General features: G+C 66.9%; 12 protein-coding genes and 1 riboswitch. Of the genes, 6 read left to right on the top strand and 6 right to left on the bottom strand.

The features are described 5' to 3' along the window. Nucleotides 1-119 precede the first annotated feature (119 nt). Genes ACO05N_RS17110 through ACO05N_RS17125 form a run of 4 tightly spaced genes read left to right on the top strand, consistent with a single transcriptional unit; the run spans nucleotide 120 to nucleotide 4640 of the window. Complete coding sequence (locus tag ACO05N_RS17110) at nucleotides 120-2057, top strand: TonB-dependent receptor plug domain-containing protein (RefSeq protein WP_422058192.1); 1938 nt, start codon at nucleotides 120-122, stop codon at nucleotides 2055-2057. Next, on the top strand, nucleotides 2057-2893 hold the full coding sequence (locus ACO05N_RS17115; protein ID WP_422058193.1) for an ABC transporter substrate-binding protein: 837 nt from the start codon (nucleotides 2057-2059) through the stop codon (nucleotides 2891-2893). The genes ACO05N_RS17110 and ACO05N_RS17115 overlap by 1 nt, the downstream gene beginning before the upstream one ends. Next, complete coding sequence (locus ACO05N_RS17120) at nucleotides 2890-3876, top strand: FecCD family ABC transporter permease (protein WP_422058194.1); 987 nt, start codon at nucleotides 2890-2892, stop codon at nucleotides 3874-3876. The genes ACO05N_RS17115 and ACO05N_RS17120 overlap by 4 nt, the downstream gene beginning before the upstream one ends. Beyond that, a complete protein-coding gene (locus tag ACO05N_RS17125) occupies nucleotides 3873-4640 on the top strand; it encodes an ABC transporter ATP-binding protein (RefSeq protein WP_422058195.1) in 768 nt (255 codons plus the stop codon). Before ACO05N_RS17120 ends, ACO05N_RS17125 begins: the two co-directional genes overlap by 4 nt. On the opposite strand, the gene ACO05N_RS17130 is transcribed toward ACO05N_RS17125, so the two are convergent. Continuing rightward, complete coding sequence (locus ACO05N_RS17130) at nucleotides 4637-5203, bottom strand: TMEM165/GDT1 family protein (protein ID WP_422058196.1); 567 nt, start codon at nucleotides 5201-5203, stop codon at nucleotides 4637-4639. The genes ACO05N_RS17125 and ACO05N_RS17130 overlap by 4 nt on opposite strands. 13 nt (nucleotides 5204-5216) lie before the next feature. Next, nucleotides 5217-5396: riboswitch (yybP-ykoY riboswitch) on the bottom strand. 91 nt (nucleotides 5397-5487) lie between these two features. On the opposite strand from ACO05N_RS17130, the gene ACO05N_RS17135 reads away from it, so the two are divergent. Continuing rightward, a complete protein-coding gene (locus ACO05N_RS17135) occupies nucleotides 5488-6249 on the top strand; it encodes a class II aldolase/adducin family protein (RefSeq protein WP_422058197.1) in 762 nt (253 codons plus the stop codon). 227 nt (nucleotides 6250-6476) lie between these two features. Here the strand turns inward: ACO05N_RS17135 and ACO05N_RS17140 are convergent, their stop codons facing one another. The 3 genes from ACO05N_RS17140 to ACO05N_RS17150 form a co-directional block, all read right to left on the bottom strand. Further along, a complete protein-coding gene (locus ACO05N_RS17140) occupies nucleotides 6477-8390 on the bottom strand; it encodes a biotin carboxylase N-terminal domain-containing protein (RefSeq protein WP_422058198.1) in 1914 nt (637 codons plus the stop codon). Then, the gene (locus tag ACO05N_RS17145) at nucleotides 8387-8845 is read right to left on the bottom strand and encodes an endonuclease domain-containing protein (protein ID WP_422058199.1); all 459 of its coding nucleotides are present in this window, start codon (nucleotides 8843-8845) and stop codon (nucleotides 8387-8389) included. The genes ACO05N_RS17140 and ACO05N_RS17145 overlap by 4 nt, the downstream gene beginning before the upstream one ends. A gap of 154 nt (nucleotides 8846-8999) precedes the next feature. Next, nucleotides 9000-10601 (bottom strand): carboxyl transferase domain-containing protein, encoded by a 1602-nt coding sequence (locus ACO05N_RS17150; RefSeq protein ID WP_422058200.1) that lies wholly within the window; start codon nucleotides 10599-10601, stop codon nucleotides 9000-9002. 48 nt (nucleotides 10602-10649) lie between these two features. On the opposite strand from ACO05N_RS17150, the gene ACO05N_RS17155 reads away from it, so the two are divergent. Next, a complete protein-coding gene (locus ACO05N_RS17155) occupies nucleotides 10650-10988 on the top strand; it encodes a DMT family protein (protein ID WP_422058202.1) in 339 nt (112 codons plus the stop codon). A gap of 4 nt (nucleotides 10989-10992) precedes the next feature. On the opposite strand, the gene ACO05N_RS17160 is transcribed toward ACO05N_RS17155, so the two are convergent. Then, entirely contained in the window at nucleotides 10993-12606 is a 1614-nt protein-coding gene (locus ACO05N_RS17160; RefSeq protein WP_422058203.1) for an AbgT family transporter, read from the bottom strand. Beyond that, nucleotides 12603-13754 (bottom strand): isovaleryl-CoA dehydrogenase, encoded by a 1152-nt coding sequence (locus ACO05N_RS17165; RefSeq protein WP_422058774.1) that lies wholly within the window; start codon nucleotides 13752-13754, stop codon nucleotides 12603-12605. The genes ACO05N_RS17160 and ACO05N_RS17165 overlap by 4 nt, the downstream gene beginning before the upstream one ends. Nucleotides 13755-13819: the final 65 nt, after the last annotated feature.

Here is a 13819-nt window from a genome sequence, read left to right on the forward strand (position 1 = left end):
GGCCGCATCGGTGTCGTGCGTCAGGCGTTTTTGCGCCCGGCTGGCGCGCGCATGCCGGCCGTTCGAATGGGACGGCAGGCCCCTGCCCTCGTTGCACGGCGCCGGGGGTCGAGTTTCCCATGTTGAAGTTTTTGTCCGTATCCACGCTCGCCATCGCGGCGGCATCGCCCGCCTTTGCGCGTGAAACCATCACCACCGAAGAATCCGGCGACACGGTCGTCGTCACCGCCTCACGCTCGGGCGACGTTGTTCCGATCGAGGACATCAGCGCGTCCGTCACGGTGATCGACGTTGAGGCGCTCGACCAGCGTCAGACGCGCAATCTGTCCGACGTGCTGCGCGACGTGCCGGGCGTTGCGGTCAGCCGCCAGATCGGTGGCCTGACCCAGATCCGCATCCGCGGGACCGAGGGCAACCATGTCCTGACCCTGATCGATGGGATCGAAGTGTCCGATCCGTTTCAGGGCGAGTTCGATTTCAGCGGCGTGCTCGCCGACAGCGCCGCGCGGGTCGAGGTGCTGCGCGGCCAGCAAAGCTCGCTCTACGGCTCCGACGCGATCGGTGGCGTGATCCATTACCTCACCCTTTCGGGCCGTGAGGCACCGGGGTTGAGCGCGCGGATCGAGGGCGGTTCGTTCGGCACGGTCAGCGCAGCGGCGCGCGCGGCGGGCGTATCGGGTGACTTCGACTATGCGCTGTCGGCGACCGGCTACCTTACCGACGGCACCCCCACCGCGCGCGGCGGCACCCGCAATGTCGGTTCGGAAAGCGGCGCGCTGAGCGGCAAGTTCAACTGGACCCCGAGCGACAACCTGACTCTGACCGGCGTACTGCGCTATGCCGTTACCGACGCTGATGCGAACAACAGCGACGGCAACCCGGCAAGCCCGACCTTCGGCTATACGATCGACAGCCCCGGCGCGCATTATCGCAACCGCGGATTTTACGGCCTGCTCAGCGCCCAGTTCAGCGCGCTCGACGGGCGCTGGACCACCAGCCTGTCGGGCCAGTTCGCCGATACCGAACGCACGATGTTCCGCGCCGATGACGTGGTCGATTTCGGCAATGTCGGCACCCGCTACAAGGGCTCGCTGGTGTCGAGCCTGCGCTTTGGCACCGACGCGGTTACCCATCGCGTAACCGGCGCGGTCGATGTCGAGCGGGAAGAGTTCCGCAACACCACGCCGGGCACTGGATCGCCGTTCGACGCCTTTACCGGCAAGCGCAGCACCGACAATCTCGGCCTCGTCGCGCAATATGAGCTGACCGCAGGCGGCTTCGCGGCGGGTGCATCGGTGCGGCACGACGACAATAACCGCTTCGACGATGCCACCACCTGGCGCGTGCAGGGCAGCTATCGCCTACCCACCGGTACGCGCGTGCGCGGCGCCTATGGCACCGGCGTCAAGAACCCGGGCTATTACGAACTCTATGGCTATTCGGACGGCCGTTACATCGGCAACCCGAACCTGAAGCCGGAAAAGTCGGAAGGCTGGGAAGCCGGGATCGAGCAAAGCTTGGCCGATGATCGCATCACGTTCGGCGCAACCTATTTCGACTCGACGCTGAAGGACGAGATCTACACCACCTACCCCGCCCCGACCTTTGTGGCGACGCCGGCCAACCGCACGACCCTGTCCAAGCAGCATGGCGTCGAGCTGTTCGCGAGCGCGCGGCCGATCCCGCAGCTGTGGTTCGACGCGAGCTACACGCATCTCGATGCGGACGAGAATGGGGTCGAGGAAGTGCGCCGTCCGGGCGACATCGCCAGCTTCAATGCAACCTATATCTCCAGCGACGAGCGGCTTTCGACGACGCTGACCGTGCGGCATAACGGGCGGATGACCGATGTCGCCTTCACCGACCCCAGCTACACCCCGGTGCGGGTGTCGCTGAAGCCCTACACGCTGGTGAACCTGAACATCGCGTTCGACGTGATCGAGAAGGTGCAGCTGTTCGGCCGCGTCGAGAATCTGTTCGACGTCGATTACGAAGAGGTGTTCAGCTTTGCGACCCCCGGCATCGGCGCGTTCGCCGGTGTGCGCGTCAAGCTGTGATGCGCCGCGCCGGCATCCTGCTGGCGATCGCGGCCCTGGCGCTGCCGGTTTCGGCCGGCAGCGCTCCGCCGCCGCGTGGGCAAGCGGCACTGCCGATGCGCGTCATGTCGATCAACCAATGCACCGACCAGCTGGTGCTGATGCTGCTGCCGCCCGAGCGGATCGCGTCGGTCACCTGGTTGTCGCGCGATCCGCTGCTGTCGCTAATGGCAGCGCGGGCGCGCGGCGTGGCGGTCAACCGCGGCGAGATCGAGGATGTGGTGCGGCAGCAGCCGGACCTGATCGTCGCCGACAGCTTTGGCTCGGCGGCGCCCCGTGCGGCGTTGCGCCGCTTTGGCTTTCGGATGGTCGAGGTGGCGCAGCCGCAGAGCTTCGACGAGATCCGCGCCACGGTCCGTACCCTTGCCGCGCGGTTCGGCACGGTCGAGCGCGGTGAGGCGCTGATCGCGGGGATGGACGCGCGGCTTGCCGATCTGGCACGCCGCCCTGCCCTCAACCTGCGCGTGGCATCGTGGAGCGGCGACGGGCTCTCGCGCGGCGAGGGCGCGCTGTATGACGCGGTGCTCGACGCGGCGGGTGCGCGCAATGCGGTGAAGGAGGGCGTGGCGGGCACCGATGTCGAGGCGCTGCTGTCGCTCAACCCCGATATCCTGGTCGCGCCGGTCGGCGGTGTGGTGGGCCAGAGCCTGCGCGATCGCGTTGCGCGACATCCGCTAGTGCGCCGGCAATGGGCCGGGCGGCAGGTCAGCGTGAGCCCGCGCGCCTATATTTGTGGCACGCCGCTGATCGCCGATGCGGCGGCCGATCTGCGCGATCAGCTTGAGGCGGCGCGATGAGCGGGCGGTTGCTGATCCCGGTGCTGGTGCTGCTGACTCTGTTGCTCGGGCTGAGCTCGCTCGGCATCGGCACGTTGGGCCTCGATTATGCCGGATGGCTGGGCGGCGAGACGAGCGGTACGGCCCGGCTGACCGGCGTGGTCATCACCGAAATCCGCCTGCCGCGCATGCTGCTCGGGCTGCTCACCGGCGCGATCCTCGGCCTGTCTGGGGCGGTGTTGCAGGGGCTGCTGCGCAATCCTCTGGCCGAGCCGGGGCTGCTCGGCATTTCGGGCGGTGCGTCGCTCGGCGCGGTGATCGCGATCTACTATGGGCTTGCTGCGGTCGCGCCGCTTGCGGCGCCGCTGGCTGGACTGGCCGGAGCAATCGCGGCGGGGTTTGCGGCGCTGCTGCTCGCGCGCGGCGGGGGGACGCTCGCCCTGATCCTCGCTGGCGCTGCGATTTCGAGTTTGGCGGGCGCTGGCATCAGCCTTGCGCTCAACCTCGCGCCCAATCCCTATGCGGCTTATGAGATCATGACCTGGCTGATGGGATCGCTCGCTAATCGCGGGTGGGAGGAGATCCTGTTGGCTGCACCGCTGATCGTGGCCGGAGGAGCCGCGCTGCTGGCTACCGCGCGGTCCCTCGATGCGCTGGCGCTGGGCGAGTTGCAGGCGGAGAGCCTGGGCGTCGATGTGCGGCGCACGCGGTTGCTGGCGCTCGCGGGAACCGGTCTCGGCGTCGGTGCGGCGACGGCGGTGGTCGGAACGATCGGCTTTATCGGGCTGGTCGCGCCGCATCTGGTGCGGCCGTTCGTCGGGCATCGCCCCGGTTCGACGCTGGTTCCGGCAGCAATGGCGGGCGCCGCGCTGCTGACTGCGGCCGACATCGCCACGCGGCTGATCCGGCTCGACAGCCCGATCCATCTGGGCGTGTTCACCGCATTGGTCGGCGCGCCCTTCTTCCTGTGGCTGGTGCTGCGGATGCGGAGTCGGACGCCATGACCGCGCTCACCCTTGAAGCGATTACGCTGAAGCGCGGCGGGCGACTGGTGCTGGATGGCGTCGATGTCGCGTTCGCGGCGGGGCGGCTCACTGCCGTGATCGGTCCGAATGGCGCGGGCAAGTCCAGCCTGCTGGAGGTCGCGGCGGGGTTGCTCAAGCCGGAGCACGGCGATGTGCGGCTTGGCGACACCCCCCTGCCCGCGCTGCGGCGACAGGCGCTGGCGCAGCGCCGCGCCTATCTGCCGCAGCGGGTCGGGGTGGACTGGCCGATCAGCGTCGAGCGGGTCGTTGCGCTGGGCCTGCTGCCCCAGCTTCCGGCGTTTGGCGGATTGCCCGCTGCGTTGCTGCCCGCAATCGACCGCGCGCTGGAGGAATGCGACCTGATCGACCTGCGCGACCGGCCTGCCACCGACCTCTCGGGCGGCGAGCTGGCGCGGGTGCTGCTGGCGCGGGCGGTTGTCGGCGATCCCGAGTTGCTGATCGTCGATGAGCCGACCGCCGATCTCGACCCGCGCCACGCGATCGACGCCGCCCGCCGCCTGCGCGCGCGGGCCGATGCCGGGCGAACGGTGGTGATGGCAATCCACGACATCGACCTCGCCTTCCGCTTTGCCGACGATGTGGTCGCGGTGCGGGAGGGGCGCATCCTCGCCGCCGGGCCGGCGGTCGAGGTGATGCGCGATCGCACGCTGTCCGAGCTGTACGACGTGCAGGTGCGGATCGTCCGCGACGAATATGGCCCGACGATCCGCTTCCTCGATTAGCCCCGGAGCGTCTGGACCAGCACCCACAGGCCGATGGCGAGGAACAGCAACGCCGCGACGATCCGCACGGTCTTCATCGGCACCCGCTTGACCAGTTCGTTGCCCAGATAGACCGCGGGGACGTTGGCCAGCATCATGCCGAGCGTGGTGCCCGCCGTGACCCAGCCCACCTCTGCAAAGCGCGCGCCGAGCGCCACGGTCGCGATCTGGGTCTTGTCGCCCATTTCCACCAGGAAGAAGGCAACGGTGGTGGTTAGGAACGGGCCGAAGCGCGCGGGCTTGTCCTCCAGATCGTCGATCTTGTCGGGGACCAGGGTCCATGCCGCCATCGCGATGAAGGAGGCGGCGATCAGATAGCGGAACCATGCGCCCTCCAGCAGCGCCGCAGCCTGCTGCCCGACCAGTGCCGCAAGGAAATGGTTGGCGAGGGTTGCGACCAGGATGCCCGCGACGATCGGCAAAGGCCGCTTGAACCGCGTCGCCAGCAGGATCGCGAGCAACTGCGTCTTGTCGCCGATTTCGGCGAGCGCGACCACGGCGGTGGAGGTGAGGAAGGGTTCCAAACAGAGTCTCCGGGCCGGGCGGATGCGAATTCCAACGACACCACACCCCTCCGCCCAGCCCGGACGGAAAGCATGGCGCCATTGGTCTCGCCCGAACCGTTTCCGGTTCCCCTCGCACCATGGTCTCTCGACCAAGTATGTTGACGCGAAGGCCCGTCCGAAGACGGCTGGCTACTCCCCAGATGACTGATGCGGCCCCTAGCCCATGTTGCGCCGCAGCGCAAGTTGCGTCGCTCTGCCCGCTCATGGCATACATACCGCAACCACGAAAAATGGAGAGGATCATGGCTACTGCCGCTGCTGCGCCCCGCGTGATGTCCGACGCCGAATGGGAGGCGCGCCAGCAGCTCGCCGCCGCCTATCGCGTGTTCGACCATCTTGGCTGGTCTGAGATGATCTACAACCACATCACGCTGAAGGTGCCGGGGGAGGATCACAGCTTTCTGATCAACCCGTTCGGCCTGCATTTCAGCGAGGTGAAGGCGTCGAACCTGGTCAAGATCGACATCGACGGCAACAAGCTCGACGACAGCCCCTATCCCGTCAACCGCGCGGGCTTCGTCCAGCATGCGGTGTTCCATCGCAACCTGCCCGATGTGCATTGCATCATGCACACGCACACCACGGCGGGGATGGCAGTTTCGAGCCTCGAAGGCGGGTTGCAGCCGATCAATTTCTACGCGTGCAACTTCGCGGGGCAGATCGCCTATCATGATTTCGAGGGCGTGACCGTGCGCGACGAGGAGGGCGAGCGGCTGGTCGCGAACTTGGGCGACAAGCGCATGCTGTTGCTGCGCAACCATGGCATCGTCGCGATGGGGCGGACGCTGCCCGAGGCGTTCATCAAGCATTGGTCGCTGCAGCGCGCGTGCGAGATCCAGCTGGCGACGCTGTCGATGGGCAAGCCGCTGACCGTGTCGCCGGAGGTGGTGGCGGTGCACCAGCGCGACCTGCACATGGCGCAGGTGCCGGGCGGGCCGGGTGCGGCGGATTTTGCGGCGATGGTGCGGCTGGTGGACCGGGTGGATACCAGCTGGCGGGAGTGACCGTGCGCACGCGAGGCTGAAACTGACGCAGTTACGCGGAACGCGCTGTATCCTGTCAGCTTTGCCGCCTGACCAAACTGACGATCTGGCCGCCATCCCGGCGGAGGCAGTGGCGTGATGTTGCGTGTTCGCGCATCGCGTGGGACCCTTGTTCGCCATTGGACCCGTCAGATATGCTGGACGGGATACTGTAGGAAAGCGATTTGTCGGGTCGGGGTGCGGCGACGCTATTCTGCCTTTGCCACCTTCACCAGCAACGCGTCGACCTGAACCTGTGCGCCGGGGGTTGCGGTGAGGGTTTCGACCACGCCGTCGAACGGGGCGAGCAGCGCCTGTTCCATCTTCATTGCCTCCAGCACCAGCAGCTTCTGGCCGGCGATGACCGTCTGCCCCTCAGCAACCTCGACCGAGACGATGCGGCCGGGCATCGGGGCGAGGATCGCGCCGTCGCCGGCGGCACCCCCTGCCCCGCCTTCGGTGCGCCACGCGCGGAACCAGGCGGCCTCGCCATCGGCGAAGATCGTCGTCTGTCGCGGGTCGGCGGAAAAGACGCTGTTGTAGAAGTAGCGCCAGGATTTGTCGGCGTAGCGCAGCAGATCGACTGCATAACTCTGCCCATGTTCGTCCATCACATAGCCGGTCGCGCGCGGCGCGGCGTTGAGGCGGAAGGCGGGGGCAATGGTGCGCGCGTCGCGCATCTGGCTGACGACATCGCCGAACACGCTCGCGCCCGCATCGCGCGCCATGTCAGCGCGGATGTCTGGGCCGGTCAGCAGCGCGGCTTCGTTGCGCGCGATGAAGCCAGTGTCGATCTGCGCGCTCACGAACTCGGGATGTTCGAGGCAGCGCATGAGGAAACCGGCATTGGTGCGCGTCGGCGCGATCATCACCCCGCCGCACAGGATCGCAAGGTCCGCCGCCGCTTCCTCACGCGTGTTGCGGTGGACGATCAGCTTGGCGATCATGGGATCGTAGAAGGGCGTGACCACGCTGGTGCGATCGACGCCAGTGTCGATGCGGACATTATCGACCCAGTTGTCGGGGTTGAGGTCGAACACGCTGAACGCACCGGTCGAAGGGAGGAAGCCCTTCGCCGGATCCTCGGCATAGAGCCGCGCCTCCATCGCCCAGCCGTGGATCGAGAGCTGATCCTGCCGCTTGGGCAGCGGCTCGCCCGATGCGACGCGCAGCTGCCATTCGACCAGATCGACACCGGTGATCGCTTCGGTCACCGGGTGTTCGACCTGAAGCCGCGTGTTCATTTCCATGAACCAGATGCGGTCGGCGCGCAGGCCTGCGGAGGCGTCGGCGATGAACTCGATCGTGCCAGCGCCGACATAGTTGACCGCGCGGGCGGCCTTGACCGCCGCGTCGCACACGGCGGCGCGGGTTTGCGGGTCCATGCCGGGCGCGGGGGCTTCCTCGATCACCTTCTGGTGACGGCGCTGGAGCGAGCAGTCGCGTTCGAACAGGTGGACGATGTTGCCGTGGGTGTCGCCGAACACCTGCACCTCGATATGCCGGGGGGCGAGGATGTATTTTTCGAGCAAGACCTGGTCGTTGCCGAACGAGGATGCGGCCTCGCGCTGGCAGCTGGCGAGCGCGTCGGCGAAGTCGGCGGCGGCGTCGACGCGGCGCATCCCCTTGCCCCCGCCGCCCGCGACCGCCTTGATCAGCACGGGGTAGCCGATGCAGTCGGCTTCGGATTGCAGGCGTTCGGGCGACTGGTCCTCGCCGAGATAGCCGGGGGTGACGGGAACGCGGGCGTCCTGCATCAGCTTCTTGGCCGCGTCCTTGAGGCCCATCGCGCGGATACTGTCGGGATTGGGGCCGACCCAGATCAGGCCGGCGGCCTGCACCGCTTCGGCGAATTCCGCATTTTCAGAGAGAAAGCCATAGCCGGGGTGGACCGCCTGCGCGCCGGTCTGTTTCGCTGCGGCGATGATGCGTTCGCCGATCAGGTAAGACTCGCGCGCGGGGGAGGCGCCGATATGCACCGCCTCATCCGCGCTGCGGACGTGGAGCGCGTTGGCGTCGGCATCGGAATAGACCGCGACGGTGCGGATGCCGAGTTTCCGCGCGGTGCGGATGATGCGGCAGGCGATCTCGCCGCGGTTGGCGATGAGGAGGGAGGTGATCATGGGGTTTCCTCAAAATCCTCCCCGGAACGGGGAGGGGGACCGTCGCGCAGCGACGGTGGAGGGGGCCCGGCCTCACGGCATGCGATCACGATCGCGCTCAGGCTCCCCTCCATGTTGTTCAGGACTTCAACGGCGGGCAGGCGGAGGGTTCGGAAGCCCTTTCCGGCAGTGAAAGCGTCGCGCGCTTCGTCGCGTTGGGGCTGATCGCCACGTTCGTGTGCCTCACCATCAACCTCGATCAGCAGGCGCGACGAGAGGCAGGCGAAGTCGGCAGTGTATGGGGTCAGCGGAAATTGCTTGCGGAAGCGATAGCCGCCGGGGCGCTTCTGGAGTTGCTGCCAGAGCAGCACCTCTGGGAGGCTCAGCTTCTTGCGCTGGTCACGGGCGCGGCGCACCTGCTGGATCGGCTGGCGAAGTGCCGGCGGCTGCAGCTTTTTTGGCTTCGGCGCGTCCATCAAATCCTCCCCGGAACGGGGAGGTGGATCGCCGGAGGCGAGACGGAGGGGGCCCGCCCCTCAGCCAAAGCATTTGCGTTGAGGTGGGCCCCCTCCACCATGCTACGCATGGTCCCCCTCCCCGTTCCGGGGAGGATTTTTTGCGCGCCGCGCCTCACATCCGGAACACGCCGAAACGTGTCCCCTCCTCAACCGGTGCGTTTAGCGTCGCCGCGAACGCCAGCCCCAGCACGTCGCGAGTCTGGGCCGGGTCGATGATGCCGTCGTCCCATAGGCGGGCGGTGGCGTGCCAGGGGTTGCCTTGCGCTTCGTAATCGTCGCGGATAGGTTGCTTAAAGGCTTCGGCTTCCTCGGGCGACCAGTTGGCGGCGTCGCGGTGGACCGTCGCCAGCACGCTTGCCGCCTGTTCGCCGCCCATCACGCTGATGCGGCTGTTGGGCCAGCTGAACAGAAAGCGGGGGGAATAGGCGCGACCGCACATGCCGTAGTTGCCGGCGCCGAAGCTGCCGCCGATGAGGACGGTGATCTTGGGGACACTGGCGGTCGCGACCGCCGTCACCAGCTTGGCACCGTGCTTGGCGATGCCCTCTGCCTCGTACTTGCCGCCGACCATGAAGCCGCTGATATTCTGAAGGAACAGCAAGGGGATGCGGCGCTGGCAGGCGAGTTCGATGAAGTGCGCGCCCTTGACCGCGCTTTCGCTGAACAGCACGCCGTTATTGGCGAGGATCGCGACCGGGATGCCCCAGATGTGCGCGAAGCCGCAGACGAGGGTGGTGCCGTAGAGCGCCTTGAACTCGTGAAACTCGCTGCCGTCGACCAGTCGTGCGATGACTTCGTGGACGTCATAAGGGGCGCGGACGTCGGTGGGGACGATGCCGTAGAGCTCCTCCGCGTCAAACTTCGGCGGGCGCGGGTCGCGGATCGCGATGTCGGGCTTCCGGTCCGCCGGCAAATGCGAAACGATGTCACGGACGATGGTCAACGCGTGTTCGTCATTGTCGGCGACATGATCGACCACGCCGGACTTGCGCCCGTGCAGGTCGCCGCCGCCCAGATCCTCGGCGCTGATTTCCTCACCCGTCGCGGCCTTCACCAGCGGCGGGCCGGCGAGGAAGATCGTGCCCTGTTCGCGCACGATCACGCTCTCGTCGGACATGGCGGGAACGTATGCGCCGCCCGCTGTGCAGCTGCCCATGACGCAGGCGATCTGGGGGATGCCCTTGGCGGACATGTTCGCCTGGTTGAAGAAGATGCGGCCGAAATGATCGCGGTCGGGGAAGACGTCGGCCTGATGCGGCAGGTTCGCGCCGCCGCTGTCGACGAGGTAGATGCAGGGCAGCCGGTTGGCCTCCGCAATCTCCTGCGCGCGCAGATGCTTCTTGACCGTCATCGGGTAGTAGGTGCCGCCCTTCACCGTCGCGTCGTTGCAGACGATCATGCAGGTGCGGCCCGAGACTTTGCCGATGCCGGCGATCATCCCCGCCCCCGGAACCTCGCCCTCATACATATCGCATGCAGCGAGCTGGCCGATCTCGAGGAAGGGTGCGCCGGGGTCGAGCAGGCGTTCGACGCGGTCGCGGGGAAGCAGCTTGCCGCGTGACGTGTGGCGCTCGCGGGACTTCTCGTTGCCGCCCAGTGCGGCGGTAGCGACATCGGCGCGGAGCTTTTCGGCCAGCGCACGGTTGTGCGCGGCGTTGGTGCGGAAGCCTTCGTCTTCGGCGTTGACGCGCGATTTCAGGACGGGTCCGCTCATCTTGCGCCCCCGGCGGCAAGCGCGCAGAGCGGGGCGAAGGGAGTTTTCATGGCGACGATCCTGCTGCTGATTGCGTCGAATGTGTTCATGACGATCGCGTGGTACTGGCATCTCGGCAAAGGCGGGCTGGAGAAGCCGTTGCTGTCCGTGATCCTGATCTCTTGGCTGATCGCGGGGTTCGAATATTGCCTGGCGGTGCCGGCCAACCGGGTCGGTTTCCTTGCCGGGTGGACGCCGGGCCAGCTCAAGATCGCGCAGGAGGCGATCGCGCTGACCGTGTTCGGCATCTTCATGGTCGCGGTGCTGGGCGAGGCGCTGCACTGGCGCCACTTCGCCGCCTTCGCGTGCATCATGGCGGCCGTCGCCTTCCTGTTCGTGGGCAAATAGGCCATCAGCGCCCCGTGGGCGGGGCGTAGAACACCCCTGCCCCCGGCCCGAGCGGCAGATCGAGCGCGACCCAGGCGATGACCATCGAAATGCCGAGCGTCATGAAGGCGAGCGCATAAGGCAGCATCAGCGCGAGCAGCGAACCAACGCCAAACGACCCGTCCCAGCGCCGGGCAAAGGCGAGGATCAGCGGGAAGTAGCTCATCAACGGGGTCATGATGTTGGTGTAGCTGTCGCCCATGCGATAGGCCGCGGTGGTCATTTCCGGGCTGATGCCTAGCAGCATGAACATCGGCACGACGACCGGCGCGAGCGCGCTCCACTTGGCGCTGGCCGAGCCGATGAACAGGTCGAGGAAGGACGAGAGCAGCAGCACGCTGACCAGCAGGATCGGCGCGGGCAGCGCGAAGGTCTGCAGCGCTTCGGCGCCGTTGATCGCGACGATCGGGCCGACATTGGACCAGTTGAACATCGCCACGAAATGCGCGGCGAAGAATACGAACACGATGTACGGCGCGAGGCTGGCGATGCCTTCGCGCATCATGCGGGTGACATCGTCAGCCGACTTGATCGATCCGGTCGCGCTGCCGAAGGCGATACCGCAGCTGACGAACATCAGGAAGAAGCCGGCGATCAGCGCGCCGTAGAATGGCTGAAGCTGCGCGGTCCCTTCCACCTTTTCGTTGATCAGCGGGGTGTAGCCGGGGGCGAGCGTGAGGACGAGGTAGAGCGCGATCACCGCGAGCGCAGCGAGGCCCGCGCGGCGCAGGCCACGGCGTTCGTCGGCGGTGACTTCGGAGCGGGCGAGTTCGGCCTCGACCTCCGCATCCGCGCCGCCGCCCCATTTGCCGAGGCGCGGCTCGACCACCCTGTCGGTGATGAACCACACCGCGGGGGTGAAGACGATGACGATCGACAGGATGAACCACCAATTGCCGACCGGATTCATCGTCCAGCCCGGCTCGACGATCCGCGCGGCTTCCTGCGTGAAGCCGAACAGCAGCACGTCGATCTGGCCCGGGGTGATGTTGCCGGCATAGCCGCCCGATACGGCGGCAAAGGCGGCGGCCAGCCCTGCGACGGGGTGGCGCCCGGCGGCGGCATAGACGATCGCGGCGAGCGGGATGAATACGACATAGGCGGCATCGGACGCGTGGTGCGACACCATGCCGATGATCGCGACGATGGGCGTCAGGATCGCGCGCGGGGCGTTGGCGAGGCTGGCGCGGATGAGGGCCGAGAACATGCCCGACCGCTCCGCCACCGCTGCGCCGAGCATGATCACGAGGATCAGGCCGAGTGGCGCAAAGCCGCTCATCGTGCGCGGCATGTCGACCAGCAGACGACCGATATTGGCTTCGGAGAACAGGCTGGACGCGGTGTAGGTGAGCACCCCGCCCTCCAGCGTCGCACCGGTCGGGGCTTCGTCGCCGGTATATGGAAGCGATGCCGACCATCCGGCCCAGTCGCCGATCGCGCTGACGGCCATCAGCGCGATGATCAGATAGACGAAGATCATCGTCGGTTCGGGCAGCAGATTGCCCGCCCGCTCGACAAAGCCCAGGAAACCGCGCTGGCGGCGGCTTACCTCATCCGATGGTGCGGCGATTTCAGTCATACGGCTCCGACAAGCTCCCGTCCGATCAGCATGCGGCGAATTTCATTCGTCCCCGCGCCGATGTCCAGCAGCTTGGCGTCGCGCAGGAAGCGTTCGACCGGCCAGTCCTTGGTATAGCCCGCGCCGCCGAGCGCCTGAACCGCCTCCCCCGCGACCTTGAAGGCGTTTTCGGAGGCGAGCAGGATCGCGCCGGCGGCGTCGAAGCGCGTGGTCTTGCCCGCGTCGCACGCCCGGGCGACGGCATAGACATAGGCGCGGGCGGAATTGAGCGCGACATACATGTCGGCGACCTTGGCCTGCATCAGCTGGAAGCTGCCGATCGCCTGGCCGAACTGCTTGCGTTCGCGCAGATACGGCAGGACGACGTCGAGGCATGCCTGCATGATGCCGAGCTGAATGCCCGCCAGCACGGTGCGTTCGTAGTCGAGGCCGCTCATCAACACGCCGACACCGCCGTTGAGCGGGCCCATGACGTTTTCTTCCGGCACCTCGCAATCGGTGAAGACGAGTTCGGCGGTGGGCGATCCGCGCATGCCCATCTTGTCGATCTTCTGCCCGATCTCGAACCCCTTCATCCCCTTTTCGATGATGAAGGTGGTGATGCCGCGGCTGCCCTCGCCCGTCTTGGCATAGACGACCAGCACATCGGCATAGGCGGCGTTGGTGATCCAGAATTTGGTGCCGTTGAGGACGTAGCGGTCGCCCTTGTGCTCGGCGCGCAGCTTCATGCTGACGACGTCGCTGCCTGCCCCGGCTTCGGACATGGCGAGGCTGCCGACATGTTCGCCGCTGATCAGCTTGGGCAGATATTTCGCCTTTTGCGCGGCGTTCGCCCAGCGGCCGATCTGGTTGACGCACAGGTTCGAGTGCGCGCCGTAGGACAGGCCGATCGAGGCCGAGGCGCGCGAGACTTCCTCGCACGCGATGACATGCTCGAGATAGCCGAGGCCGAGGCCGCCATCCTCCTCCGCGATGGTGATGCCGTGCAGGCCGAGTTCGCCCATCGGCGCCCAGAGTTCGTCGCGGGGGAACCAGTCGTCGGCGTCGATCTTTGCGGCGAGCGGCGCGATCTGTTCGCGCGCGAAGCGTTCGGTGGTCTCACGGATCATGTCCGCGGTTTCGCCCAGCGCGAAATCCATCTGGGGCAGGCTCATGGCGCTCTCCTGAAGATATTTTGCCGCATCCTAGCGCCCGATGCGCGCTGCGGGAAATT

The organism is Sphingomonas sp. (genome assembly GCF_965227385.1).
In the GTDB taxonomy this organism is placed as follows: domain Bacteria; phylum Pseudomonadota; class Alphaproteobacteria; order Sphingomonadales; family Sphingomonadaceae; genus Sphingomonas.

Bases quoted from the DNA above. Each gene is read 5' to 3' on its own strand.
- ACO05N_RS17160 (WP_422058203.1), bottom strand. From the start codon at position 12,606: ATGACTGAAATCGCCGCACCATCGGATGAGGTAAGCCGCCGCCAGCGC.
- ACO05N_RS17145 (WP_422058199.1), bottom strand. From the start codon at position 8,845: ATGGACGCGCCGAAGCCAAAAAAGCTGCAGCCGCCGGCACTTCGCCAG.
- ACO05N_RS17115 (WP_422058193.1), top strand. From the start codon at position 2,057: ATGCGCCGCGCCGGCATCCTGCTGGCGATCGCGGCCCTGGCGCTGCCG.
- ACO05N_RS17110 (WP_422058192.1), top strand. From the start codon at position 120: ATGTTGAAGTTTTTGTCCGTATCCACGCTCGCCATCGCGGCGGCATCG.
- ACO05N_RS17150 (WP_422058200.1), bottom strand. From the start codon at position 10,601: ATGAGCGGACCCGTCCTGAAATCGCGCGTCAACGCCGAAGACGAAGGC.
- ACO05N_RS17120 (WP_422058194.1), top strand. From the start codon at position 2,890: ATGAGCGGGCGGTTGCTGATCCCGGTGCTGGTGCTGCTGACTCTGTTG.
- ACO05N_RS17140 (WP_422058198.1), bottom strand. From the start codon at position 8,390: ATGATCACCTCCCTCCTCATCGCCAACCGCGGCGAGATCGCCTGCCGC.
- ACO05N_RS17125 (WP_422058195.1), top strand. From the start codon at position 3,873: ATGACCGCGCTCACCCTTGAAGCGATTACGCTGAAGCGCGGCGGGCGA.
- ACO05N_RS17135 (WP_422058197.1), top strand. From the start codon at position 5,488: ATGGCTACTGCCGCTGCTGCGCCCCGCGTGATGTCCGACGCCGAATGG.
- ACO05N_RS17155 (WP_422058202.1), top strand. From the start codon at position 10,650: ATGGCGACGATCCTGCTGCTGATTGCGTCGAATGTGTTCATGACGATC.